Genomic DNA, 23,660 nt, shown 5'->3' with positions numbered 1-23,660 from the left:
GCCGTCAGTCCGTCAGCGCCCCAACCGAGCGCCGCAGCCACGCCAGGCTGCGTTCGATGGCAGGTTCCTCATCCTCGCCTTGGTCGGGATCGAGATAGTCGATCTCCAGCGCCAGCAGCCCGCCATAGCCGGCATCGCGCAGCAGGCGCAGCACGGCGTCCAAATCGACCAGCCCTCCATCCAGCGGCACGCTCGGCCAGAAGGCGAAGGTCCGGGGGTCCTGCCCGCGCCGCGCCGTGATGTTCTTCACATGCGTGGCGCGGGTGAAGGGCGCGAGCAGCGCGGCGACCTTCACCGGATCCTCGAACATCCGCAGATTGTTGGCGGTGTCCAGGCAGACGCCGAGATGCGGCGAGCCGATGCTGGTGACGATCTCCGCCAGTTCCGCCGCCAGAAGGTCGATGTGGTTCTCGATCGCCAGCACCACGCCCTGCCGCTCGGCCTCCGCCACCAGCGGCGTCAGCATGGGCAGCAGCTGCGCGCGATGCTCGGCCCAGGTAGCCGGACGCGTGCGGCGACTGCCGGCGCAGATGCGCATCACCTTCGCGCCGACCGCGCGCGCGATGCCGATATGGCGCAGCAGGTCCGCCGCAGCCTCGGGATCGGTGCCGGAGCGCAGCCCGTCCGGATGCCCCCAGGCCCAGACCGCCTCAAGCCCCAGCGCAACCAACCGGTCGCGGATGCGCGCCAGACTCGCCGCATCGAGCGGCAGGTAGCACGCCTCGAGCGACACGCCCGCCACGCCATGCGACGCGGCGCGCTCCAGGAAGTCCCAGACCGTCATGCGCCAGCCGGGGTCCTGCTGCAGGCCCGGATACCAGTCGCCGAACTGGCGATGGTAGCAGTAGGAGTCTATCCCGATCCGCATCGCGCCCTCCCGCTCGGAAAGCGCATCCTGGCAGTTGGGAACGGCAAGCGGGAGGGTGGCGCCGCCACCCTCCCGCCCGACCCGTCACGGTTCGCGCCGGCCTCCCTGTCCCCCGGCGCGTCCGGGATCAGGCCTGCTTGAGCGGCACGGCCACGAAGCTGCGCGTGCCGTTGCGCAGAACCTGCAGAGCCACCGCATCGTTCGAGGCCGCCTCGCGGATGGCCTTCACCGTGGCCTCCGCATCCGCGGTCTCGGTGGTGCCCACGCCGACGATCACGTCGCCCGCGCGCAGCCCGGCCTTCGCCGCCGGCGAGTCCGGCATCACCTGCGCCACGACCGCGCCCTTGGCGTCCTCGGCGAGGTTCAGCGCGCGGCGCGATTCCGGCGTGATCGGCGCGAGCGCCACGCCGATGCGCGGCTGCTCCGCCTCGGCGCCGCCCTGGCGGGAGGCAACCTGCGCGCCCGGCTGCGTGCCGATCTCGACCGAGACCGTGCGCATCTCGCCATCGCGCCACACCTTAAGCGCGGACTTGCTGCCCGGGCGCTGGTCGGCAATGGCGCGCGCCAGGTCGCGCGGGCTGGTCACGGCGCGGCCATCCACCTCGGTCACCACGTCGCCGGCACGCAGCCCGGCCTTCGCCGCAGGGCTGTCCTTCTCCACGTTGGAGACGAGCGCGCCGCGGGTGTTGCCGCGATCCTCGGCCTCCGGCATGCGCAGCGCCTTCGCCATCGCGGCGTCCACGCCCTGCGTCGCCACCCCGACGAAGCCGCGCTCCACGCGGCCGGTTGCCTTCAGGTCGGCGACGATGCGCTGCATCAGGTTCGACGGCACGGCGAAGCCGATGCCCACCGACCCGCCGCTCGGGCTGAAGATCGCCGTATTCATGCCGATGACGCGGCCGTCCTGCGAGAACAGCGGGCCGCCCGAATTGCCCTGGTTGATCGGCGCATCCACCTGGATGAAGTCGTCATAGGGACCGGCGCCGATGTCGCGGCCGACCGCCGAGACAACGCCCGTGGTCACGGTGCCGCCGAGGCCGAAGGGATTGCCCATCGCGACGACCCAGTCGCCGGGCTCCGCCTTCGCGGAATCGCCCATGCGCACGAAGGGCAGCGGCGCGCCGGCCTCCACCTTCAGCAGCGCGACATCGGTGCGGGGGTCGCGGCCGACGATGTTGGCCGGCAGGCGGCGGCCATCGTCCAGCGTCACGGTCACGCGCTGCGCGCCATCCACGACGTGGTTGTTGGTGACGATGAAGCCATCCGCCTCCACGATGAAGCCGGAGCCCACGGCCTGGCTGCTGCGGCCGGGCATCGGCTGGCCCATCGGGCCGCGCGCGGGCATCCCGCTGACGGTGACGGTCACCACGGCGGGCCGCACCTGCTTCACCAGTGCGGCGAAGCCGGCGGCGGGCGCGCCGTTCGGCAGCGTCGCCTGCGCGGCGACTGCCGGCGCCTCGGCGGGCGCGGGCGTCGCGTAGAAGGCGAGGCCGGTCAGCGCCGTGGTGCCCATCAGCACGCCGAACAGCGCCGCACGGGCGCGATTGAAGCCGGCGCCGAACGACGGTCCGGTAGCGGGACGGTCCATGCTCACTCTCCTGTCTGGTGCGCGGCGCCCCTGCGCCACGCGTCACCGGGGAGAATGGCGAGAGCCGGCTGCAAAGTCCCCGACACGAGCCTGAAAGCTTTTTCAGCTTGCGCGGGCGGCGGAGAGATCGACCGTCACGCGCAGCCCCGGCTTCGCATCGGACAGCACAGGCTCCGCGCCGTGCCGCCGCGCGACGGCCGCCACCAACGCGAGGCCGAGCCCGCTGCCGGGCGTGCCGCGGCTGCGGTCCAGGCGGTAGAAGCGGCGCAGCACGCGCGGGCGTTCCGCTTCCGGTATGCCCGGCCCGTCATCCGTCACCTCCAGTATCGGGCCGGGTCGGAGGGTCACGGCGAGGTGGCTGCCGCCATGCGCCAGCGCGTTGTCCAGCAGGTTCGACAGCATCTGCCGCAGCAGCGCCTGGTCGCCATGCACGCGCTGCCCGGGCGCGATCTCCGCGGCGAGGACGCGGCCCGCTTCCTCGGCCGCCACCTCATAAGCTTCCGCCAGCGTGGCGACCGTGGCGCTGAGATCCACCACCGGCGCCTGGCCGCCGGGCAGCGGCGGCCCGGCTTCCAGCTGCGCGATGCGCAGCAGCGCGGTGAAGGTGGCCAGGATGCCGTCCAGCTCCTCCAGCGCGGCGTCGAGCAAGGCGGCATCGGCCGCCGCGTCGCGCGGCCGCGCCTGCGCAATCTCCAGCCGTTGCCGCAGGCGGGAGAGCGGGCCGCGCAGGTCATGCGCCACATCCACCGTCACCTGCTTCATGCCCTCGATCACCGTCTCCAGCCGGCTCAGCAGCGCATTGACGGTGGCGGCGAGCCGGTCGAACTCGTCGGAAGCGCCCGACAGCGGCAGGCGGCGCGCGAGGTCGCCCTGCATCACCGCCTCGGCCGCGCCGGAGACCGCGCGCAGCCGGCGTTCCAGCCGCCAGGCCGTGAACAGGCCGAAGGCCAGCGCGAGCAGGACCGCCAGCGCGCCGGCCGCGAGAAGGGTGGAGGCGAGGGTCTGCGCGGTGTCCAGCACCAGCCGCATGCGCGCCGCGACGATCAGCCGGAAGCCGTCCGGCAGGCCGATGCCCAGCGCGCGCAGCGGCCCTTCGCTGTCGGTGGATGCGATGGTGGCGAAGCCCTGCAGGCCCGGCGGCGCCACCGCCAGCGGCGCGGCGCCGGCGAAGACGCTTCCGCTCGGCGCGCGGAGCTGCACCAGCAGCACGCCCGGCGCGCGTTCCCGCGTGCGCAGCTCCACGGCCAGCATCAGCGCGGCCGGGCCGCCGAAGCGCCATTCCCGCAGCAGCTCGTCGGCCTGCTGGCGGATCTCGGTATCCAGCGCGTCCTGCAGCACCGCGGAACTGCGCAACCAGCCGAAGCCGAGGCCGAGCGCCGAGATGCCCAGCACACCCGCGGCCGTCAGCAGCGCGGTACGCAGCGCGAAGCTGCGCAGCAGGCGCGGCAGGAAGCTCACCCGCGCTCGCCGAGGATGTAGCCGGCGCCGCGGATCGTCTGGATCGGTGGCGGCAGGCCTTCCAGCGCCAGCTTGCGGCGCAGGCGGCTGACATGCACCTCGACCAGGTTGGTGGAGGGATCGAAGTTCAGGTCCCACACGCCTTCCAGCAGCATGGTCTTGGTCAGCACCTGGCCCGGCCGGCGCATCATGTATTCCAGCAGCCGCATCTCCGTGGGCATCAGCTCGATCGGCTGGCCGGCGCGGCGCACCGCGCGGCGCAGCAGGTCCATCTCGATGTCGCCGACGCGCAGCGCCACCGGATCCTGCGATGCCGCGGGGCGACGGCCCAGCGCGTCGATGCGCGCGCGCAGCTCGCTGAAGGCGAAGGGCTTGGCGAGGTAGTCATCGGCGCCGGCATCCAGCCCTTCGACGCGGCGCTCCACCTCCGCCAGCGCCGTCAGCACCAGCACGGGCGTGGCAATGCCGGAGGCGCGCAGCGCGCGCAGGATGGTCAGGCCATCGGGGCCGGGCAGCATGCGGTCCGTGACGATCACGTCCCAGCTCTCGCTGGCGGCCAGCATCATGCCGTCCTTGCCGGTGCGCGCCACCTGCACCAGGTGGCCGGCTTCGCGCAGGCCCTTGGCGATGTAGTCGGCGGTCGCCGAATCGTCCTCGATGACCAGGATTCGCATGATGCCAGCATAGACCCGATGCGGCGCTCAGCCGAAACGGCCGGGCGCGTAGGGGGCAGGATCGGCCGGCGGCGGCGCGCCCTGCATCAGCGCGGCCAGCAGCCGGCCGCTGGCTGGCGCGCTGGTCATGCCGAAATGCCCGTGGCCGCAACACAGCCAAAGGCCCGGCGGCCCGGCCTCACCGATCGCCGGCAGCCCATCCGGCAGGCTCGGGCGCGGGCCCATCCATTCGGTCGGCTCGCCCTCAGGGATGCCGGGAAACAGCGCGCGCGCCTGCGCCGCCAGGTTGCCGGCGCGGCGCATCGCCGGCGGCGCATCGGGTGCCGCGATCTCCACCGTACCGGAGGCGCGCAGGGCATGGCCCATGGGCGTCAGCGCAAGACCGCGGCTGCGGAAGGAGATCGGGATCGGCAAGGCGGAGTGCGGCAGCGGCGGCAGTTCGGCGTGGTAGCCGCGCTCCGCGATCAGCGGCAGGCGGATGCCGAGCGGCGCGAGCAACGCGCGCGACCAGGCGCCGGCGGCCAGCACGATGTCCGTGGCGTGGCGCGCCCCGCCTTCGGTCTCGACGCGCCAGCCGCCCGCCTCCGGCTGAATCCCGCGGACGCGCAGGCGTGCGAACGTCCCGCCCCCCGCTGCCACGTGCTCCGCCAGGTGTCGGACCAGCGCGCCGGGATCGAGCATGTGGCCCTGGCCAGGCAACAGCACGCCGCGCAGCACGCTGGGCGCGATGCCCGGATAGATCCGCTCCAGCGCCGCGCGGTCCAGCGGTTCAGCCGTGATGCCGTGCCGCTGGCGCAGCCTTGCTTCCAGGGCGCCGGCGCCCGCTTCCGGCGGTGTCTCGAAACCGACGACCTGGCCGGCCTGCCGCACCAGCGCACCGAAATGCGCCTCGCCCACCATCTCGCGCCAAATGGAGAAGGTGTCGCGATGCAGCGCCTGGATGGCGTCGGAGACATGCTCGGCCCGGCCGGCGCCGCCCGCCCGCATCCAGCGCGCGAGCCAGGGCAGCGCGACGGGCAGGTAGGACGGCCGGATCGCCACCGGCCCCAGCGGATCGAGCAGCCAGCGCGGCAATTGTCGCAGCACGCCGGGCTGGGTCAGCGGCGCGACCAGCGCGGCGCTGAGGATGCCCGAATTGCCCCATGACGCGCCGCCCTCGCCCGGCGCATGCGGGTCGAGCAGCTCCACCTGGCGCCCCGCGCGCAGCAGGTGGAAGGCGGCGGACAGGCCGGCGACACCGGCGCCGATGACGATCGTGCTCATGCCGCGGCGGCCCGCGCGCAGCGCAGCAAGGCACCGGCAAGCTGCGTGCGTCCTTCGCGCGGCACGGCGAGCCAAGTGACCGTCGTCGCCTCCGCGCTGTCGAGCACCCGCACGACCACGCCGCCGACGCGGATCTGCGAGAGGGAATGCGGCAGCACCGCCAGGCCGAGCCCCGCCGCCACCAGGCCCATCAGCGTGGAGTTCTCGCGCGCTTCCTGCACGATGCGCGGCGCGAAGCCGGCGCGGCGGCACAGCGCGGCCAACTGCTCGTGCAGCGTGGTGCCGACGGAGCGCGCGAAGAAGATCATCGGTTCCTCCGCCAGCGCCGCCACCGGCAACGTTGCCGCGCGTCGCGCCAGCCGATGGTCGCGCCGCATCACAACCACCAGAGGCTCGCGCGCCAGTTCCACCGTGTCGAGACCCGGCGGCAGATGATCGGCGGAGGGGCAACGCAGGAAGCCCGCATCCAGCGCCCGCCGCTGCAGCGCATCGAGCTGCGCCAGCGTCGGCGCCTCCTGCAGGGTCAGCCGGACATCCGGCAACGTCCCGCGAAAGGCGATGATCGTGCGGGCGAAGGCCGGCAGCAGCGGCGCGGAGGCGAACAGGCCGACGCGCAGCTCGCCCACCTCGCCGCGTCCCGCCCGCCGCGCGACCAGCGCCGTGCGTTCCGCCTGGGCCAGCGTGGCGCGCGCTTCGTCCAGCATCATCCGACCCGCCTCGGTCAGCGCCACGCGCTTGCGGCTGCGGTCGAACAGCGGCGTCGCCAGTTCCTCCTCCATCTGGCGGATCTGCTGGCTGAGCGGCGGCTGGGACAGGCCGAGCCGGCGCGCGGCCCGGGTGAAGTGCAGTTCCTCCGCCACGGCGACGAAGTAGCGTAGCTGCCTCAGCTCCATCGGATCATTCGCCATTCCTATCGGATCAGTCGGAATCGATATTGGACGCATGGGGCAGCCGCTGCCTAGCATCCGTGTCACGGAACCGACCCAAAGCCGGGAGCGCATCGCGTTGGACGATTTCGACCCGATCACCCTCGAGGTGTATTGGAGCCGCATGATCTCGATCGCCGACGAGGCGGCGGCGGGCCTGCTGCGCACCGCCTTCTCGACCATCGTGCGCGAATCCAACGACTACGCGACGGTGCTGATGGACCGCAACGGCGACAGCGTGGCGGAAAACACCGGCGGCATCGCCAGCTTCTCCTGCATCCTGCCGCAGACCACCAAGACCTTCCTCAAGCGATTCCCGGCCGAGACCTGGCAGCCCGGCGACTGCGTGATCACCAACGATCCCTGGCTGGCCACCGGCCACCTGCCGGACTTCACCGCGGTCTCGCCGATCTTCCACCGCGGCAGGCTCGTTGGCTTCGCCGGCTCCATCGCGCATTCGCCGGATGTCGGCGGCGCGCTGTGGTCGGCGGATTGCCGCGAGCTGTTCGAGGAAGGCATCCGCATCTTGCCCGCGCGCCTGTTCCGCGGCGGCACGCGCAACGAGGAGCTGGTGGAGATCATCACCGCCAATGTCCGCGTGCCCGGCCCGGTGATGGGCGACCTGGAAGCGCAGGTGGTGGCCAACGAGGTCGCCGTCCGTCGCCTGCAGGAATTCCTGGACGATACGGGGCTCGAGGATCTGCAAGGCCTCTCCGCCGCCTTGCAGGACCGCGCGGATCGCGCGCTGCGCCGCGCGATCGCGGAGGTGCCGGATGGCAGCTATTCCGCGGTGATCGAGGCCGACGGCTTCGACGAGCAGGTCACCCGCATCGCCTGTCGCGTGGATGTCCGCGCTGACACCATGCATATCGACTTCGCGGGCACCTCGCCGCAGGTGGATCGCGGCATCAACTGCGTGCTGAACTACACTCATGCCTACGCCGTCTATCCCGTGAAATGCGCGCTGGATCCCTTCACGCCGCGCAACGAGGGATCGTACCGCGCCATCACCGTGTCGGCGCCGGATGGCAGTATCCTGAACCCGCGCTTCCCCGCGCCGTGCAGCGCCCGCCAGCTCACCGGCCATCTGCTGGCCGGCGTCATCTACAAGGCGCTGGCGGATGTGCTGCCGGACAAGGTGATCGCCGAATGCGGCGGCGCGCCGACCATGCGCGCGCTGTTCAGCGGCCTGGATCGCAATGGCGACCGCTTCTCCCAGGTGCTGTTCGCTTCCGGCGGCATGGGCGCCTCCCCGCATCGCGACGGGCTACCCACCACGGCCTTCCCCACCAATGTCGGCGCCGGCTCCATCGAGGCCTACGAGAGCGTCGCGCCGCTGCTGGTCTGGCGGAAGCAGCTGCGGCCGGATTCCGGCGGCGCCGGCCGCTTCCGCGGCGGGCTCGGGCAGGAGGTCGAGATCGAGGTGCGCACCGATGCACCCGTGCGCCTCTCCCTGCTGTCGGACCGGCGCGACCATCCGGCGGAAGGGCTGCTCGGCGGCAGGCATGGCGGCGCGGCGGTGATTGCCATCGACGACGGCACGCGTCCGCATCCGAAATCGCGCACGACGGTCGCGGCCGGGCGCAAGGTGACGCTGCTCTATGCCGGCGGCGGCGGCTTCGGCGATCCGAAGGAACGCGACCCCGCGGCGCTGGAAGCCGATCTGCGCGACGGCTACGTCACGCCCAAAGGCGCGGCGCGCGACTACGGGAGGGGCTGAGCCATGGCAAGCGCCCGCACCGCGCGCATCGGGGTGGATGTCGGCGGTACTTTCACCGACTTCGTGCTGCACGATCCCGCGCGCAACCTGGTCGCCACCGGCAAGCGGCTCACCACGCCGGACGATCCCAGCCGCGCCATCGTCGAAGGCGTGGAGCGGCTGCTGCAGGAGACCGGCCTGGCGCCGGGCGACCTGCACAGCATCGTCCACGGCACCACGCTGGTGACCAACACCATCATCGAGCGCACCGGCGCCTGCGTCGGGTTGCTCACCACCGCGGGCTTCCGCGACGTGATCGAGATCGGCCGCGAGACGCGCTACGACCTCTATGACCTGTTCATCGAGGCCCCGCCGACCCTGGTGCCGCGCCATCGCCGCATCGAGGTGCCGGAGCGGCTGGACGTGGATGGCACGGTGCTGCTGCCGCTGGACGAGAATACGGTGCGGGAGGCCGGCCGCAGGCTGGTCGAGCAGGAAGGCGTGGAAGCCATCGCCATCGCCTTCCTGCATGCCTATCGCGACGACCGGCACGAGCGGCGCGCCGCCGAGATCCTGCGCGCGTCCTTTCCGGACCTGCCGCTTTCGCTCTCCTGCCGCGTCGCGCCGGAGATCCGCGAATTCGAGCGCACCAGCACTGCCTGCGCCAACGCCTATGTGCAGCCGCTGATGCGGCGCTACCTGGAGAAGCTGGAAGCCTCGCTGGCCGCGCTCGGCTTCGCAGGCCAGTTGCATGTGATGCTGTCCGGTGGCGGCATCGCCGCGCTGGCGGAGGCGAAGGAATTCCCGATCCGCCTGATCGAATCCGGCCCCGCCGCGGGCGCGATGGCGGCCAGCTTCCTCGCACGCCTGGCCGGGTTGGATCGCGTGGTGTCCTTCGACATGGGCGGCACCACTGCGAAGATGTGCCTGGTGGAAAATGCCGCGCCGGACCGCAAGTTCGACTTCGAGGCCGGGCGCGTCCGCCGCTTCCAGAAGGGCTCCGGCCTGCCGCTGAAGGTCTCGGTCGTGGACATGATCGAGATCGGCGCGGGCGGCGGCTCCATCGCGCGCGTCGATGCCGGATCGGGGCTCATGAAGGTCGGGCCGCGCAGCGCCGGCGCGAAGCCCGGCCCGATCTGCTACGGCCGCGGCGGCACGGAGCCGACCGTCACCGATTCCGACCTGGTGCTCGGCCGGCTCGATCCCGGCTACTTCCTCGGCGGCGAGATGGCGCTCGATCCCGGCGCGGTGCGGCGCGCGATCGAAACGGGCATCGCAAGCCGCCTGGGGGTCGCGCATGACGACGCCGCGCTCGGCATCCGCCGCATCGTGGACGAGACGATGGCGGGCGCGACGCGCATGCACCTGGCGGAGAAGGGACGCGATCCCCGGCGCTACACGCTGGTCGCTTTCGGCGGCGCGGGGCCGGTGCATGCCTATGATCTCGCGCGGCTGCTGAAGATGAAGCGCATGCTGGTGCCGCTCGGTGCCGGCGTCGCCTCCGCGCTCGGCTTCCTCGTCGCGCCGCCGGCCACCGACCTGGTGCGCAGCCATGTCGCGCGGCTGGAGCGGCTGGATTGGGCGCATGTGAACCGCCTGCTGGCGGAGATGGCGGAGGAAGGCCGCGCGCTGCTGCTGCAGGCCGGCGCCGCGCCCGACGCGATCCGCACCGTGCCGGCCGCCGACATGCGCCATGTCGGCCAGGGCTTCGAGATCCCGGTGCCACTGCCCGCGATGGCGCTGGGCACCGACGACCTGCCTGCGATCCGGGAAGCCTTCTTCGCCAGCTATCGCGAGCGCTTCGGCCGCGCGATGGAAGGCCTGCCGATCGAGGCGCTGACCTGGCGCGTCGCCTGCGTGGCGCCCGGCCGCGACATCAGCCTGGAAGGCGCTTCAGCCCGCGCGATGGAAAGCCACACCGATGCCGCCCGCGCAGCGCGCGGCAAGCGCGAAGTGCTGTTCGAAGGCGCGGGCTGGCTGCCCTGCACCGTGTATGACCGCTACGCGCTGGCGCCCGGCGCGAGCTTCGCGGGTCCCGCGCTGGTGGAAGAGCGGGAATCCACCTGCGTCATCGGCCCCGGCGCGACGGTGACGGTGGACAATTACAGAAACCTTGTCATCGAACTGCCCTGAAGGCTCAATCGGGAAAGGCGCCGCGCCAGGACGAAGCGCAGCCACGGCAATCGGTCCAACAACCCGCCGCAGAGCGCGGCCACAGCGAGGTGCAGCATGACCATTGCGACGCGACGTTCCCTTCTCGGCGCCGGCCTCGGCCTCGCCGCCCTGCCGCGCATCGCCGCGGCGCAGGAGGCCTTTCCCTCGCGCCCCGTGACGATGGTGGTGCCCTGGGCGGCAGGCGGATCCACCGACGTGCTCGGCCGCATCTTGGCGCAGACCATGGGATCGGTGCTCGGCCAGACCGTGATCGTGGAGAACCGCAGCGGCGCCGCGGGCACCATCGGCCATGCCTATGTCGCGCGCAGCCGGCCGGACGGCTACACGATCCTGCTGGCGACCAACAGCACCTATGCGATGGCGCCGCATCTGATGGCCTCGCTGCCCTACGACAACCGCGGCGCCTTCATGGGGCTCAGCCTGGTGGCGCGCAGCGCGCAGTCGCTGTCCGTGCATCCCTCCGTGCCGGTCGGCAGCGTCGCGGAATTCATCGCCTATGTGCGTGCGCGGCCCGGGCAGCTCAGCTTCTCCTCCGCCGGCGTCGGCGCCAGCAGCCATCTCGCGGCGGAGCTGCTGATGGCGAAGGCCGGCATCCGCATGGTGCATGTGCCCTATCGCGGCGGCGGTCCCTCGGCGCAGGGGCTGCTGGCCGGCGAGGTGCAGATGTCGTTCGTCGATCTGGTCACCGCCCTGCCGCACCGGCAGACCGGCGCGCTGAAGGTGCTGGGCGTCGGCACGGCAACACGCTCGGAATTCGCGACCGACCTGCCGACTCTCGCCGAAGCAGGTGTACCGGGCTTCGACAGCTCCACCGATGTCGGGCTGCTGGTGCCCGCCGGCACGCCCGCGCCGATCGCGGCCCGCATCTCCGATGCGCTGCTGAAGGCGCTGAACGACCCCGAGACGCGGCGGCGCATCAATGGCGCCGGCATCGAGGTGATCGGCAGCAGCCCCGCGGAATTCGACGCCTACTGGACGCGGGAGCTCGACAAGTGGGGCGAGATCATCCGCAGCCAGAACATCAAGGCAAGCTGATCGCTTGCCCGGGAGAGCCCGCATGACGACGACCCGCCGCCTTGCGCTTGCCGCCTTGGCTGCGCTGCCCTTCCGTCCTGCCCTGGCGCAGGGCGACTGGCCGAGCCGGCCCATCGTCTTCACGGTGCCCTTCCCCGCCGGCGGCTCCGCCGACCTGCTCGCGCGCATGCTGGCGGAGCGGATGCCGGCGCAGCTTGGTGCCAGCGCGCGCATGATCGTGGAGAACCGCGGCGGCGCCGGCGGGGCCATCGGCAGCGAATACGTGCGCCGCCAGCCGCCGGACGGCTATTCCCTGCTGCTCGGCACGCCCTCCACGCATGGGACGCTGCCGGCGTTGCAACCGGACACCACGCCCTATGACGCGATTGCCGATTTCACGGCCATCGCCATCCTCGGCCGCGCGCCGATCGCGCTCGCTGTGCCGAAGGATTCGCCGTATCGCGACCTGTCTTCGCTGATCGCGGGCATCCGGGCGCGGCCGGGCGCGGCAAGCTGGGGCAGTTCGGGATCGGGCAGCGTGGGGCATCTTGCCGGGGAGATGATGAACCTCGCAGCCGGCGGCCTGCAGTCGGAACACGTGCCCTATCGCGGCGGCGCACCGCTGGCGGAGGCGCTGGTGAAATCCGAGATCCAGTATGCCTGGGAACCGCTGGGCTCCTTCGCGCCAGGCATCCGCGACGGCCTGTTCCGCGCCATCGCCGTCGGCACGCCGACACGCCACCCGCTGTTCCCGGACATCCCGACCGCAGCGGAGTCTGGCCTGCCCGGCTTCACCGCCACCACCTGGAACGTGATGCTGGGGCCGAAGGGGCTGCCGCAGCCGATCGTGCAGCGGCTGAACGCCGCGGCCAACAAGGGCATGTCCGATCCGGCGATGCGCGAGCGCCTGGCCGCGGCCGGCATCGACGCCGTCACGGACAGCACGCCGGAATCCACCGCCGCCTTCGTCGCCGCGGAGTTGCAGAAGTTCCGCGACGTCGTCGCGCGCGCGAAGCTCGCCCCGGCGCGCTGAGATGAGCATCGCCATCGCCGCGCGGCTGAACCGCATCCAGCCTTCCCAGACCACCGCGATGCGTCAGCGCGCGCAGGCGCTGAAGGCGGAAGGCAAGGACGTGCTCGCCATCTCCTCCGGCGAGCCCGATTTCGAGACGCCGCGCCACATCAAGGACGCCGCCATCGCCGCCATCGAGCGCGGCGAGACTCGCTACACCGACATCGCAGGGACACTGGCTCTGCGCAAGGCCGTCGTGGCCAAGTTCAAGCGGGACAACGGCCTGGACTACGCGCCGGATGAGATCATCGTCGGCACCGGCGGCAAGCAGGTGATCTACGATGCGCTGGTCGCCACGCTGGATCCCGGCGACGAGGCGATCATCCCGACGCCGTGCTGGGTCTCCTACCCCGACATCGTCAGCCTGGCGGATGGCACGCCGGTCCTGCTGCCCTGCGGGCCGAACCAGAACTTCAAGCTGCGGCCGGAGCAGCTGGAAGCAGCGATCACGCCGAGGACGAAGTGGCTGATCGTCAACACGCCCTCCAACCCCACCGGCGCCACCTATGATGAAGCGGAACTCAAGGCGCTGGCGGAGGTGCTGCTGCGCCATCCTCAAGTGATGATCCTGACCGACGACATCTACGAGAAGCTGATCTTCGACGGTCGTCGCTTCGCCACCTTCGCGCAGGTGGAGCCGCGGTTGAAGGACCGCACCGTCACGATGAACGGCTGTTCCAAGGCCTATGCGATGACGGGCTGGCGCATCGGCTTCGCCGGCGCGCCGCGCGCGCTGATCAAGGCGATGGACAAGCTGCAGGGGCAGAGCACGTCGAACACCTGCTCCATCGCGCAGGCCGCCGCGCTGGCCGCGCTGGAAGGCCCACAGGACGAGACGGAGGCGATGCGCCAGGCCTATGAGCGGCGTCGCGACCTGGTCGTCGGCATGCTGGATGCGACGCCCGGCCTGCGCTGCCACAAGCCGGAGGGTGCCTTCTACGCCTTTCCCGACATGACCGCCTGCCTCGGGAAGACGACGCCGGCCGGCGCGCGCATCGAGAGCGACTGGGACTTCGTCTTCGCGCTGCTGTCGGAAGCAGGCGTCGCCACGGTGCACGGCAGCGCCTTCATGTTCCCAGGCCATTTCCGCGTCAGCTTCGCCGCATCCGACGCGCAGCTCGGAGATGCCTGCGCCCGCATCCGCCGCTTCTGCGAAAGCCTCGCCTGAGGCGAACGCCGCGCTTGCCGTCGGCATGGTGCCGACGTCATGATGGCGGCACGAACGGCACCATCAGAACAAGACACCTGGGACGACACGCCGGCAGCACGACCTTTTCTCGCAGAACAGCAAGGAACAGGCCCATGACGCTGCTTTCCCGACGCACCGCTCTCGGCGCAGGACTGGCCGTCCTCGCCGCACCGAGGCTTGCGCGCGCCGCCTGGCCGGAACGCCAGATCACGCTCATCGTCCCCTTCGGTGCCGGCGCCGGCACCGACATGACCGGGCGCAACATCGCGCAATATCTCACCAAGGATTTCGGCCAGCCCGTGGTGGTGTTGAACCGTCCCGGCGCCGGCGGCGCCGTCGGCTACACCGCGCTAGCGGAGGCCGCGCCGGATGGCTACACCATCGGCATCACCAACACGCCGGGCGTGGTGATCATCCCGATCGAGCGCAGCGTGCGCTTCGGCATCAACACCTTCACCCCGCTCGCCGGCGTCATCGAGGATCCCGCGGTGTTCGCGGTGCATCCGGACAGCGGCATCAACAACGCCGCGGAACTGATCGCACGCGCGAAGCGGGAGCCGGGGCTCGTCACGGTCAGCATCCAGGGCGTCGGCGGCTCGGCCTGGGTCAGCGCGAAGATGCTGGAACAGGCCACCGGCGCGAAGTTCGAGCTGGTGTCCTACAATGCCGGCACCGCCGCGGTACTGGCGCTGGTGAAGCGCGATGTCGTGGTGGGCACCGCCAATCTCGGCGAGGGAATCATGATGACCAGCGGCCAGCCCTGGAAGGTGCTGGGCGTCATGTCGGCGCAGCGCAACCCGCTGGCGCCGGATGTGCCGACCTTCCGCGAACAGGGCATCGACGTCGTCTCCACGACGGTGCGCGGCCTCAGCGCACCGCCCAACCTGCCGGCGGAGATCGCGGCGCGCTATGCCGCGGCGCTGGATCGCATGGCGGCCGATGCGGAATTCCAGGCGCTCTGCCGCCGCACCTTCCAGCCGCTGAACTACATGCCGGCACAGCGCTTCGCCGAGCATATCCGCGCCGAGGACCGCCTGTTCCGGGATATGTGGCAGCGGCAGCCCTGGTCGCAGTGAGGCGGCGTCAGCGCCGGCGGCGTTCCCAGATCTCCGGCTGAACCAGGTGCGGCGGGCGACGGCCCGCCAGCACGTCGAGGATCTGGTCGGCGCATTGCAGCGCGGTCTCGCGCATCGCCTCCTCCGTCACGCCGCCGATATGCGGCGCAAGCACGGAATTCGGGGCGCGGAGCAGCGGCTCGTCGGCCGGGGCCGGCTCCACCTTGAACACATCCTGGGCGGCGCCGGCGATGCGGCCTTCGTGCAGCGCCGCCGCCAGCGCCGCGGTGTCCACCAGCTCGCCGCGCGCGGTGTTCACCAGGAAGGCGGTGGGCTTCATCCGCACCAGTGCTGCGGCGTCGATCATGTTGCGCGTATCCGGCCGCAGCGGCCGATGGAGGGAGACCACGTCGGACTCGGCCAGCAGCGCCTCCAGCGTCGGCGCGCGCACCGCACCGGCCTCCGCCAGCGCCGCATCCGGGGTGGCGGGCGAGAACACCAGCAGGTTCATGCCGAAGCCATGCCGCGCGATGGCGCCCGTCATCCGCCCGATCGTGCCGAAGCCGGCCAGCCCCATCGTCTTGCCGTGCAGCTCGGTCATCCGCGCGTCGTAGCGCAGCTGCCAGTCGCAGCCGCGCACCGCCGCATCGGCCGCGATGACGCGCCGCGCCAGCGCCAGCATCAGCGCGATGGCGTGCTCGGCCACACTGCGGGCATTCGCCGTCGGCGTGAAGACGGTCGGGATGTCCAGCGCCGCCGCGTGCTTCAGGTCGAGCTTGTTGGTACCGACCCCGTGATTGGCGATCACCTTCAGGTCCGGCGCCGCATCCATCGCCGCGGCGTCCAGCCCGGCATTGCGGGTCACCACCGCGACGCAGCCGGCGATCTCCTTCGCAACCGTCGCCATGTCGTGCGCGCTGGCGATGCGTGGCGTGACCCCGCCTTCTCGCAGGCGATCGAGCCCGGCGGGGTGGATGGGCTGGACGATGAAGCACTCGGGCATCACTCTGCTTGTCCCATGAAGCTGAACGGTCTCAGGTCACGCCTGGCGGCAGGCGATACGGCGCTTGTCGCCACGCTGCAACTGGCGCGCAGCGGCGACGTCGCGCGGATCTTCGCGCGTGCGGGATTCGACGCGCTCGTGCTCGACGCGGAACACAACCTGATCGGCGCGGATGCGATCGGCGAATTGCTGCTCGCCGCGCTGGATGCCGGCATCGCGCCGCTGGTGCGCCTGCCCGATGCCGCGCCGGGACCGATCGGCCAGGCGCTCTCGGCCGGCGCGCTCGGCGTGGTGATCCCGCGGGTGGAGGATGCGGCCCAGGCGGAAGCCATCGTCCGCGCCGCCCGCTTCGCGCCCGCCGGCCGCCGCCCGCTGCCGCCGGTCTTCCCGCATTTCCGCCGCGCCCCGATCGGCCAGGCGGATGCCGTGGCAGCGCTGGCGGCCGAGACGCTGGTGGTCGCCATCATCGAGACGCAACGCGGCGTGGTGAACGCGGAATCCATCGCGGCGGTGCCGGGCGTGGACGTGCTGTTCCTCGGCGCCTCGGACCTCACGGTCGATCTCGGCCTAACCGGTGCGAAGGACGATCCCGCCGTGTGGGATGCCGCGCGCGCCCTGGCCGAAGCCTGCGGCGCGGCCGGCAAGGTGGCGGGCATGGGCGGCATCACGGAAGAGGCGCATTTCGCCCGCGCCAAGGCGCTGGGCATGCGCTGGATCTCCGCCGCGCATGACGCGACGCTGCTGCAGTCGGCGGCGACGGACAGGGCGCGCCTCCTGCGCAGCCTCTGATCAGGCGGCCTTCGCCTGCCGCGGCAGGGCGAAGCTGTCCATGGTGATCGGCGCCGTGCAGTCGCCCAGCAGCCGGCCGTGCCCCTCGATCCTGTCGGGCAGGCCCAGCAGCCGCAGGCAGGCCCAGAAGCAGGCCTGGTTGCTGGTGACGACCGGCTTGCCGGTATCCGCCTCGATCTGCGCGATCACGTCGATGGTCGCGAGGTTGGTGCAGGAGACGAAGATGGTGTCCGCTTCGGGCCGGTTGCAGGCCATCGCCATGCGGTAGATGTGCTCGGGCGGCACGCGGCCGATGCCGCGGCGTTCCTCCTGCGTCTCGCCCAGGCGCAACCCGTGCAGCGACGCCACCTCGAAGCCGTATTCCTGCAGGAAGCGCCGCTCGCTCTCGTTCACGAAGTCCACATAGGGCGTGGCGACGGCGACGCATTTCGAACCCAGCGCGCGCAGCGCGGCCACCACCGCGCCCGCGGTCGCGACGGCCGGCACCTTGGTGCGCTGCTGCAGGTCCGCCACGATGTCCTGCAGGGAACAGACGATGCTGCCGGAGGTGCAGCCATAGGCGACGACGTCCACCTCGGCCGTCGCGAGGTCGTCCGCGGCGACCTTCACCGCCTCCGCCATGCGGAAATAGCTTTCTTCGGTGGCCTTGCCGAGCAGCGTCGCGCGACCGGTGTGGATGGTCACGCCCTTCGGCGCCAGGCGCCAGAATTCCGGCTCGTTGATCGTGTTGGTGGAGGGCACGATCAGCCCGATCTTCGCGCGCCAGCCATAGGGGCGGTAGTCGGCAACAGCCTTCATCGGTCGCGTCTCCTCAGTTGCGCTGCGAGAGCGTCTTCAGCCCGGTCGCGGCCGCGCTGAAGCTGTTGAACAGCACGGCGGCGTCGTTGGCGAAGGGCATCCAGCGGATGCCGCGCGCCAGCCACTTCTCCGCCGCCTGCAGATCCTGGCAGGAGAATCCCCAGGGGATGTTCTTCTCGTCGCAGACGGCGATCACGCGCTCGGTCGCGGCCTGCATCTTCGGGTCGTTCAGCAGGCCCGGCACACCGAGGTCCTGGCTGAGATCGTCCGGCCCGATCATCACCGCGTCCAACCCGTCCACCGCGCAGATCTCCGGCAGTGCGTCCAGGCCGCGCTGCGTCTCGATCATCGCGACGGTGATGCTGCCGGCATTGATGCGCGCGATCTGCTCGGCGGGATTTGCCAGGCGGAGGTAATCGGTGTGCGGCCCCCGCAGGTTGAGGATGCGCTCGCCGCGCGGATGGTACTTCGTGGCCTTCACCACGCGTTCCAGCGTCTCGGCATCGGCGACGTTGGGCAGCAGCAGTCCCTGCGCGCCCGCGTCCAGCGCGCGCGTCAGGTCGTGCGGCGACAGGAGGCCGGGGGGACGCACGATCGGCGCGATGCCCGCTTCGCGCGCCATCAGCGCCAGCGTCGACACGTCGCGAATCGTGAAGTCCGTATGCTCCATCTCCAGGATCACGAAGTCCAGGCCGCATGCGGCCAGCAGCTTCATGAAGCGGGGATGGTTCACCAGCGTGCACCAGGTGCCGAAGGCCGGCTTGCCTTCGGCCCACAGCGCCTTGAGCGGATTCGGCCGCATCGCCTCAGGCCCCCAGCGTCACGCGGGAGAACTTCTCCGCGGCGTCCACGCCAAAGGCCAGCGCATTCTCCCACACCACCTTGCCCTTCTCCGCGCTCGCCGCGGTCGGGTCGCCCTGGATGCCGGAGGGCGAGTAGTCCGACATGTTCGAGAACAGCATGATCGAGGATTTGCCGATCCCCACCTTGCCCGATGCGACCGTGCGCATGCCCTCGGCGAAATCCTTCAGCGCGCCCGGCGCCTTGGCGCGGTCCATGAACACCAGTTCCGGCGAGATGTGCAGCGCGACGGAGGTCACCATCTCCCCGCCATGCCCGGTCGGCGCCTGCTTCGCCGTCCATTCCACGCCGCCCACGTCGCGCATGACGGAGAAGATGTCGAGCACCGCGCCGGCCGCGCCGTGCTCGGCGCGCAGGAAGCGGCAGACGCTTTCCAGCGGGCCGAGGCTGCCGGCATGGATGTTGATGAACAGGAAGTGCCGGAAGCCCTGCTGCGCCAGCCCGTCGCAGACCTGCGCGACGTAGTCCTCGATCGTCGCCATCTCGGCCGAGCAGGTGCCGGGATAGTCGAGGAACATGTGCGAGTAGTTGAAGGGCACGATCGGCGCCACCGCGAACCCCGCACGCGCGCCGAGCTCGGTCGCGTACTGCTCGCACATGCGCAGCTCCGTGCCCATGGCCAGGTGCGGGCCGTAGCATTCCTGCGCGCCGAGCGGCACGAGGATCGTGTCCTTCTGGTCGAGATAGGCGGCGACGTCGGCGAAGGGGACACGGTCGATGCGCATGCAGCAGCCTTCATATTCCCGCCGGCGCGGCTTCGCCCCGGTCGCGAAGGCGCCGCGGGCTGTGGCATACCACTGGCACGCCGAGACTGTCCATTGCCTCCGCCGTCCAGGCGAACCACAGCAACGCCGCAACGAGAGGATAAGCCGATTCCCCGCCCCGCCCCGGCCGAAGTCAGCCCGAAAGGCGTCGCCGAACACGTCTATGCGCGGCTGCTCAAGATGCTCGAAAGCCGCCTGCTGCCACCGGACACCGCGGTGGCGGAGCGGCGTCTCGCCGGCGATCTCGGCGTGTCCCGCACCCCGCTGCGGGAGGCGCTGCGGCGTCTGGAGGGCGAAGGCTGGCTCGCGCGGCGCAGCGACGGCACGCTCGCCGTGCGCCGGCTCGATGTCGAGGAGATGCTGGAAGTGCTGCAGGTGCGGCGCCTGCTGGAACCGGAAGCGGCCGCCGCGGCCGCCGGCACGGTGCCCGCATCGGAGATCGAGGCACTGCGCAAGCGGGTGCAGCGCCTGCTTGCCGGAGGCGACCCGCTGGATCCCGAGCGTGCCGCGCTGGATCATGCGCTGCATCGCGCCATCGGTGCCGCCTGCGGCAACAACACCCTCGCCGCGACCATCGCCGACCTGCGCCGCCGCACCGTGCTGTTCGCGACGCGCCGCGTGCCGGAACGGCTGGAGCCGGTCTGCGCCGAGCATCTGGCCATCCTGGATGCGCTCGCCCTCGGCGATGCCGCCGCAGCGCGCGCGGCGATGACAACACATGTGCAGAATTCGCGCGTCGCGCTGCTGCGCCGCCTCGCCGGCGGATGAGTGCATCGCTTGCCGTCGCGTGCGGGGCTGCCTAGCCTCCCCGGTATCCGCGGCGGCAAGCAGCCGCAGCGACAACAACCGGAGGAAGGCGTCATGCAGGAGTCTCGTCGCGGATTCTGCGCACTCGGCATCAAGGCTGCCTTCGTCTCAGGCACGGCGGGACTGGCACGCCCGGCGCTGGCGCAGGGCGGCTGGCCCGGTGAGCGGCCGATCCAGATCATCGTGCCCTTCCCACCCGGCGGCGGCACCGACGTCAACATCCGCGCGATGACCAGCCACTTCGAGCGCCACCTGCCGGGTGCACGATTCATCGTGGTGAACCGCCCGGGCGCAGGTGCCGAGATCGGCTACACCGCCGCCGCGCAGGCCGCGCCGGATGGCTACACGATGGGCACGGTGATCACGCCCAGCCTGCAGACCATCACCATCGAGCGGCAGCCGCGCTACAAGCTCACCGACTTCGCCTATCTCGGCACGATCGTGGAAGATCCCGGCGGCCTGTTCGTCTCGCCCGGCGGAACCATCCGCACGCTCGCCGACCTCATCGCGCAGGCGAAGGCGAGGCCGGGCCAGATCGCGGTCGGCACCGCCGGCATCGGCTCCGACGACCATCTGCTGATGATCGCGCTGGAACGCTCCGCCGGCATCCGGCTCAATCACATCCCCTTCGCCGGCCAGGCGCCGACCGTGACGGCGCTGCTTGGCAACCACATCCAGGTCGCGTCCATGAACATGGGCGAGAGCGTCGCCCTGATCCGCGAAGGGCAGGTACGGCCGCTTGCCAGCGCGGGCCGCGAGCGTTTCCCGATGACGCCGGACGTCGCGACCTTCCGCGAACTCGGCTTCGCCATCGACACCGGCGTGGTGCGCAGCCTAGTCGTGCCGGCCGCGACGCCGCGCGAGATGCAGGACCGCCTGGCCGCCACCATTGCCGCGACGATGCGCGACCCCCTGTGGATCGCGGAGGCGGAGAAGCTGTTCATCCCGCTGCGCTACCGCACGCCGCGGGAGACGCGCGACATCGTGTTCCGCGAGTCCCAGCTGCTGCGGGACCTCTGGAACCTGCGCCCCTGGCGCGATCAGTAGGGAGCAGCGCATGACGCGCCTGGTGGATCTCTCCACGCCCGTCCGCACGGGCCATTTCCGCTGGGCCGTCGAGCGCAGGCTGGCGAAGAGCCACGACACCGGCGCGGGCCAGGCCACCTGGGCAGGCTGGAACGTGCATGCCTTCACCCACATGGACAGTCCGCGCCATGTCGATCCCGAAGGCTTCACCACCGACGCGATCAGCCTGGACATGACGGTCGGCCCCGGAGCCGTGCTGGACGTTTCCGACGTGCCGGCGAACAGCGCCATTCCCGCGGAGCGTCTTGCCGCCGCGGGCGCGCATCTGCGCCAGGGCGACTTCGCCCTGATCCGCACGCGCTGGGATGAACGCGCCAGCCTCGACACGCCGGAATTCTGGCTCAATGCGCCCTGGATGACCGCGGAAGGCGCGATCTGGCTGCGCGAGCGCGGCATCAAGGCCGTGGGCTTCGACTTCCCGCAGGATCACTGCATCCGCAACTTCCTGACCGGCGAGCCGCGCCCGCCGCTGCCGGAGCACGTGACGCACTATCACCTGCTCGCCCGCGGCGTGATCATGTTCGAGTATCTCTGCAACATGGGCGCGCTGCGCCAGGCGCGGAACACCGTCGTCGGGCTGCCGATCCGGCTGCCGGATTCGGATGGCGCGCCGGCGCGCGTGATTGTGATGGAAGACGCACCATGAGGCTCGCTGGCCGCACGGCGCTCGTCACCGGTGGCGGATCGGGCATTGGCGCCGGCGTGGCGGAGCGCCTGGCGCGGGACGGCGCGCCGGTGCTCGTCGCCGACATCAACCTCGACGCCGCGACGCGCGTCGCCGACGGCATACGCGCCGTCGGCGGGCAGGCGCTACCCTTCCGGATGGACGTCGCCGCGCCGGCCGAAGCGGCGGCGGCCGTGGCGGAGGCGGAAGCGCGCTTCGGAAGGTTGCGCATCGCCGTCTGCAACGCCGGCATCACAGACCGCTCCTCGGTGTTGGACATGCAGCTCGAGGCGTTCGAGCGGGTGCTGCGCACCAACCTCGTCGGCTGCTTCGTCAGCGCCCAGGCCGCGGCGCGTGCCATGGCCCGCGGGACGGAGGCGGAGCGCGGCGGGCGCATCGTCACGGTGTCCTCCGTCTCCGGGCAGTTCGGCGGCACAGGGCGCGCCGCCTATGGCGCAAGCAAGGGCGGAATCGAGACGCTGACCAAGGTGCTGGCTGTGGAGCTGGCGCCGCTCGGCATCCTCGTCAACGGCGTGGCGCCGGGCCCGACGCAGATCGCGCGCACCGCGCATGGCCCGCGCCAGCGCGCCGCCTTCCTCGACCGCATGGCGGTGAAGCGCTACGCGACGCCGGCCGACATCGCCGGCGCCGTTGCGTTCCTCTGCAGCGAAGACAGCGGCTTCGTCGCAGGCCATGTCCTGAACGTGGATGGCGGCTTCGCAGCGGCCGGCGTGATGTACGACCCGGCCGAAGGCGCCTGATCAGGCAGGCGTGCGGAAGCGGAAGCCGATGCCCGGGCGGTCCGGCAGCGCCATGCTGCCGCCCTCCGGCACCAGGTCCTCCTCCAGCCGCGCGCGCAGCGCGAGCTGGGCGCCGTGCATCTCCAGCAGGCCTCCATGCGCATGCCCGCCCAGCACCGCGGCATTCGCGATGTCCCAGCCGCCGGCATGCGCCACAGGCACGCCATGGGCTTCGGCGAGCGCCATGATGCGCAGCATGCCGGAGATGCCGCCGCAGAACGCCGCGTTGGGCTGCAGCACGTCCAACGCGCCAGCGGCCAGCGCGCGGCGGAACCAGGCGACGGAGCCCATCATCTGCCCCGCGCCGATCGGCATCGGTGCCGCCCGACGCAGCTCCGCCAGCGCCTCGATGTCGTTGTCGCGCACCGGCTCCTCGAACCAGGCGATGTCGCATTCCGCGACAAGCTGCGCGAGACGCCTGGCCTCGGCGACCGTCATGCCGCAATTCGCGTCCAGCACCAGCAGCGGCGCCGGACCGATCGCATCGCGCACGGCGCGCACCCGCGCCGCATCATCCGCCACGCCGCGGCCACCGGCGGCCACCAGCATCTTCACGCCACGGAAGCCCTGAGCCACAGCCGAACGGCAGACCTCCACCAGCTTCTCCGTCGCGTAGCCCGGGAGCCCGACCGTGGCGTAGCAGGGCACCGCATCGCGCGCGCCGCCGAGCAGGCGCCACAGCGGCTCATCCAGCGCGCGTGCCCGCAGGTCCCACAGCGCCATGTCCAGCGCGGACAGCGCCGCGGAGAACGCCCCGGCGGCGCCGCGCGGATCGAAGCGCGTGATGAGCAGCGCGCGGATCGCCTCGATCCGCCGCGCATCCGCGCCGCGCAGCGCCGCGTCGAAGCCGTTCGAGACGAGCGCAGCCACTTCGTGCCCCAGGAAGCGTCCGGTCACGCCCTGGCCCGACAGCCCGTCCTCGGTGATCACGGTGCAGCGCACGAAGGACGGCGCTTCCAGCCCGGCATAGCCGCTGGCCCCGGCGGGCGGCGTGAGTGTCTCGACTTCGGCCCTGACGCTGCGGATCCGCATCGCGCTGCTCGCCCTGCTGCTGCGCCGGCGTGATCGCAGGTCGCGCCGGGGCTGGCAACATGACGGACGCGCTTC

Annotated in this window: 22 protein-coding genes; 11 read left to right on the top strand and 11 right to left on the bottom strand. The window is 71.5% G+C overall.

The features are described 5' to 3' along the window. Window positions 1–4: 4 nt before the first annotated feature. The 6 genes from E4T13_RS18755 to E4T13_RS18730 all read right to left on the bottom strand — a co-directional run bounded on the left by E4T13_RS18755 (window position 5) and on the right by E4T13_RS18730 (window position 6,744). Complete coding sequence (locus E4T13_RS18755; RefSeq protein ID WP_137179798.1) at window positions 5–868, bottom strand: sugar phosphate isomerase/epimerase; 864 nt, start codon at window positions 866–868, stop codon at window positions 5–7. Between the two features lie 127 nt (window positions 869–995). Continuing rightward, window positions 996–2,456 carry a trypsin-like peptidase domain-containing protein gene (locus E4T13_RS18750; RefSeq protein ID WP_137179797.1) on the bottom strand — a complete coding sequence of 487 codons (1,461 nt, stop codon included), beginning with the start codon at window positions 2,454–2,456 and terminating at the stop codon, window positions 996–998. 102 nt (window positions 2,457–2,558) lie between these two features. Next, a complete protein-coding gene (locus tag E4T13_RS18745) occupies window positions 2,559–3,914 on the bottom strand; it encodes a HAMP domain-containing sensor histidine kinase (protein ID WP_137179796.1) in 1,356 nt (451 codons plus the stop codon). Continuing rightward, window positions 3,911–4,588: a response regulator transcription factor gene (locus E4T13_RS18740; RefSeq protein WP_137179795.1), complete on the bottom strand. Its 678-nt coding sequence runs from the start codon at window positions 4,586–4,588 to the stop codon at window positions 3,911–3,913. Before E4T13_RS18740 ends, E4T13_RS18745 begins: the two co-directional genes overlap by 4 nt. Before the next feature lie 27 nt (window positions 4,589–4,615). Beyond that, the gene (locus E4T13_RS18735; RefSeq protein WP_137179794.1) at window positions 4,616–5,851 is read right to left on the bottom strand and encodes an FAD-binding oxidoreductase; all 1,236 of its coding nucleotides are present in this window, start codon (window positions 5,849–5,851) and stop codon (window positions 4,616–4,618) included. Then, window positions 5,848–6,744: a LysR substrate-binding domain-containing protein gene (locus E4T13_RS18730; RefSeq protein WP_137179793.1), complete on the bottom strand. Its 897-nt coding sequence runs from the start codon at window positions 6,742–6,744 to the stop codon at window positions 5,848–5,850. Before E4T13_RS18730 ends, E4T13_RS18735 begins: the two co-directional genes overlap by 4 nt. 112 nt (window positions 6,745–6,856) lie before the next feature. Between E4T13_RS18730 and E4T13_RS18725 the strand changes: the two genes are divergently transcribed. The 6 genes from E4T13_RS18725 (at window position 6,857) to E4T13_RS18700 (ending at window position 15,002) form a co-directional block, all read left to right on the top strand. Beyond that, window positions 6,857–8,497 (top strand): hydantoinase B/oxoprolinase family protein, encoded by a 1,641-nt coding sequence (locus tag E4T13_RS18725; protein WP_206030219.1) that lies wholly within the window; start codon window positions 6,857–6,859, stop codon window positions 8,495–8,497. A gap of 3 nt (window positions 8,498–8,500) precedes the next feature. Beyond that, window positions 8,501–10,609: a hydantoinase/oxoprolinase family protein gene (locus E4T13_RS18720; protein ID WP_137179791.1), complete on the top strand. Its 2,109-nt coding sequence runs from the start codon at window positions 8,501–8,503 to the stop codon at window positions 10,607–10,609. Window positions 10,610–10,705: 96 nt separating this feature from the next. Beyond that, window positions 10,706–11,686: a tripartite tricarboxylate transporter substrate binding protein gene (locus E4T13_RS18715; protein ID WP_137179790.1), complete on the top strand. Its 981-nt coding sequence runs from the start codon at window positions 10,706–10,708 to the stop codon at window positions 11,684–11,686. Window positions 11,687–11,708: 22 nt separating this feature from the next. After that, complete coding sequence (locus E4T13_RS18710) at window positions 11,709–12,698, top strand: tripartite tricarboxylate transporter substrate binding protein (protein ID WP_137179789.1); 990 nt, start codon at window positions 11,709–11,711, stop codon at window positions 12,696–12,698. 1 nt (window position 12,699) lies between these two features. Further along, window positions 12,700–13,905, top strand: a complete 1,206-nt coding sequence (locus E4T13_RS18705) for a pyridoxal phosphate-dependent aminotransferase (RefSeq protein ID WP_137179788.1) — start codon at window positions 12,700–12,702, stop codon at window positions 13,903–13,905. A gap of 134 nt (window positions 13,906–14,039) precedes the next feature. After that, window positions 14,040–15,002 (top strand): tripartite tricarboxylate transporter substrate binding protein, encoded by a 963-nt coding sequence (locus E4T13_RS18700; protein WP_137179787.1) that lies wholly within the window; start codon window positions 14,040–14,042, stop codon window positions 15,000–15,002. Window positions 15,003–15,009: 7 nt separating this feature from the next. Here E4T13_RS18700 and E4T13_RS18695 read toward each other — a convergent pair whose 3' ends face one another. Next, window positions 15,010–15,984 carry a hydroxyacid dehydrogenase gene (locus tag E4T13_RS18695; RefSeq protein ID WP_137179786.1) on the bottom strand — a complete coding sequence of 325 codons (975 nt, stop codon included), beginning with the start codon at window positions 15,982–15,984 and terminating at the stop codon, window positions 15,010–15,012. 15 nt (window positions 15,985–15,999) lie between these two features. On the opposite strand from E4T13_RS18695, the gene E4T13_RS18690 reads away from it, so the two are divergent. Continuing rightward, window positions 16,000–16,773, top strand: coding sequence for an HpcH/HpaI aldolase/citrate lyase family protein (locus tag E4T13_RS18690; RefSeq protein ID WP_137179785.1), 774 nt, complete (start codon window positions 16,000–16,002; stop codon window positions 16,771–16,773). Here E4T13_RS18690 and E4T13_RS18685 read toward each other — a convergent pair whose 3' ends face one another. Genes E4T13_RS18685 through E4T13_RS18675 form a run of 3 tightly spaced genes read right to left on the bottom strand, consistent with a single transcriptional unit; the run spans window position 16,774 to window position 19,157 of the window. Continuing rightward, window positions 16,774–17,571: an aspartate/glutamate racemase family protein gene (locus E4T13_RS18685; RefSeq protein WP_137179784.1), complete on the bottom strand. Its 798-nt coding sequence runs from the start codon at window positions 17,569–17,571 to the stop codon at window positions 16,774–16,776. Window positions 17,572–17,584: 13 nt separating this feature from the next. Further along, window positions 17,585–18,373: an HpcH/HpaI aldolase/citrate lyase family protein gene (locus tag E4T13_RS18680; RefSeq protein WP_137179783.1), complete on the bottom strand. Its 789-nt coding sequence runs from the start codon at window positions 18,371–18,373 to the stop codon at window positions 17,585–17,587. Window positions 18,374–18,377: 4 nt separating this feature from the next. Further along, a complete protein-coding gene (locus E4T13_RS18675; protein WP_137179782.1) occupies window positions 18,378–19,157 on the bottom strand; it encodes a creatininase family protein in 780 nt (259 codons plus the stop codon). On the opposite strand from E4T13_RS18675, the gene E4T13_RS30810 reads away from it, so the two are divergent. The 4 genes from E4T13_RS30810 (at window position 19,056) to E4T13_RS18655 (ending at window position 22,514) form a co-directional block, all read left to right on the top strand. After that, the gene (locus E4T13_RS30810) at window positions 19,056–19,964 is read left to right on the top strand and encodes a GntR family transcriptional regulator (protein WP_256370462.1); all 909 of its coding nucleotides are present in this window, start codon (window positions 19,056–19,058) and stop codon (window positions 19,962–19,964) included. The two genes, E4T13_RS18675 and E4T13_RS30810, sit on opposite strands and share 102 nt — an antisense overlap. 93 nt (window positions 19,965–20,057) lie before the next feature. Then, entirely contained in the window at window positions 20,058–21,050 is a 993-nt protein-coding gene (locus E4T13_RS18665; RefSeq protein WP_137179780.1) for a tripartite tricarboxylate transporter substrate binding protein, read from the top strand. 10 nt (window positions 21,051–21,060) lie between these two features. Next, on the top strand, window positions 21,061–21,735 hold the full coding sequence (locus E4T13_RS18660; protein ID WP_137179779.1) for a cyclase family protein: 675 nt from the start codon (window positions 21,061–21,063) through the stop codon (window positions 21,733–21,735). Next, entirely contained in the window at window positions 21,732–22,514 is a 783-nt protein-coding gene (locus E4T13_RS18655; RefSeq protein WP_137179778.1) for an SDR family NAD(P)-dependent oxidoreductase, read from the top strand. Before E4T13_RS18660 ends, E4T13_RS18655 begins: the two co-directional genes overlap by 4 nt. Here the strand turns inward: E4T13_RS18655 and E4T13_RS18650 are convergent, their stop codons facing one another. Beyond that, the gene (locus tag E4T13_RS18650) at window positions 22,515–23,585 is read right to left on the bottom strand and encodes a mandelate racemase/muconate lactonizing enzyme family protein (RefSeq protein WP_137179777.1); all 1,071 of its coding nucleotides are present in this window, start codon (window positions 23,583–23,585) and stop codon (window positions 22,515–22,517) included. It abuts the gene before it with no gap. Between the last annotated feature and the right edge of the window lie 75 nt (window positions 23,586–23,660).

It is taken from the genome of Roseomonas sp. AR75 (assembly GCF_005222815.1).
Classification (GTDB): Bacteria; Pseudomonadota; Alphaproteobacteria; order Acetobacterales; family Acetobacteraceae; genus Falsiroseomonas.
Note: the sequence above shows the minus strand (reverse complement) of the source record. Positions and strands in the feature narration are given on the sequence as shown.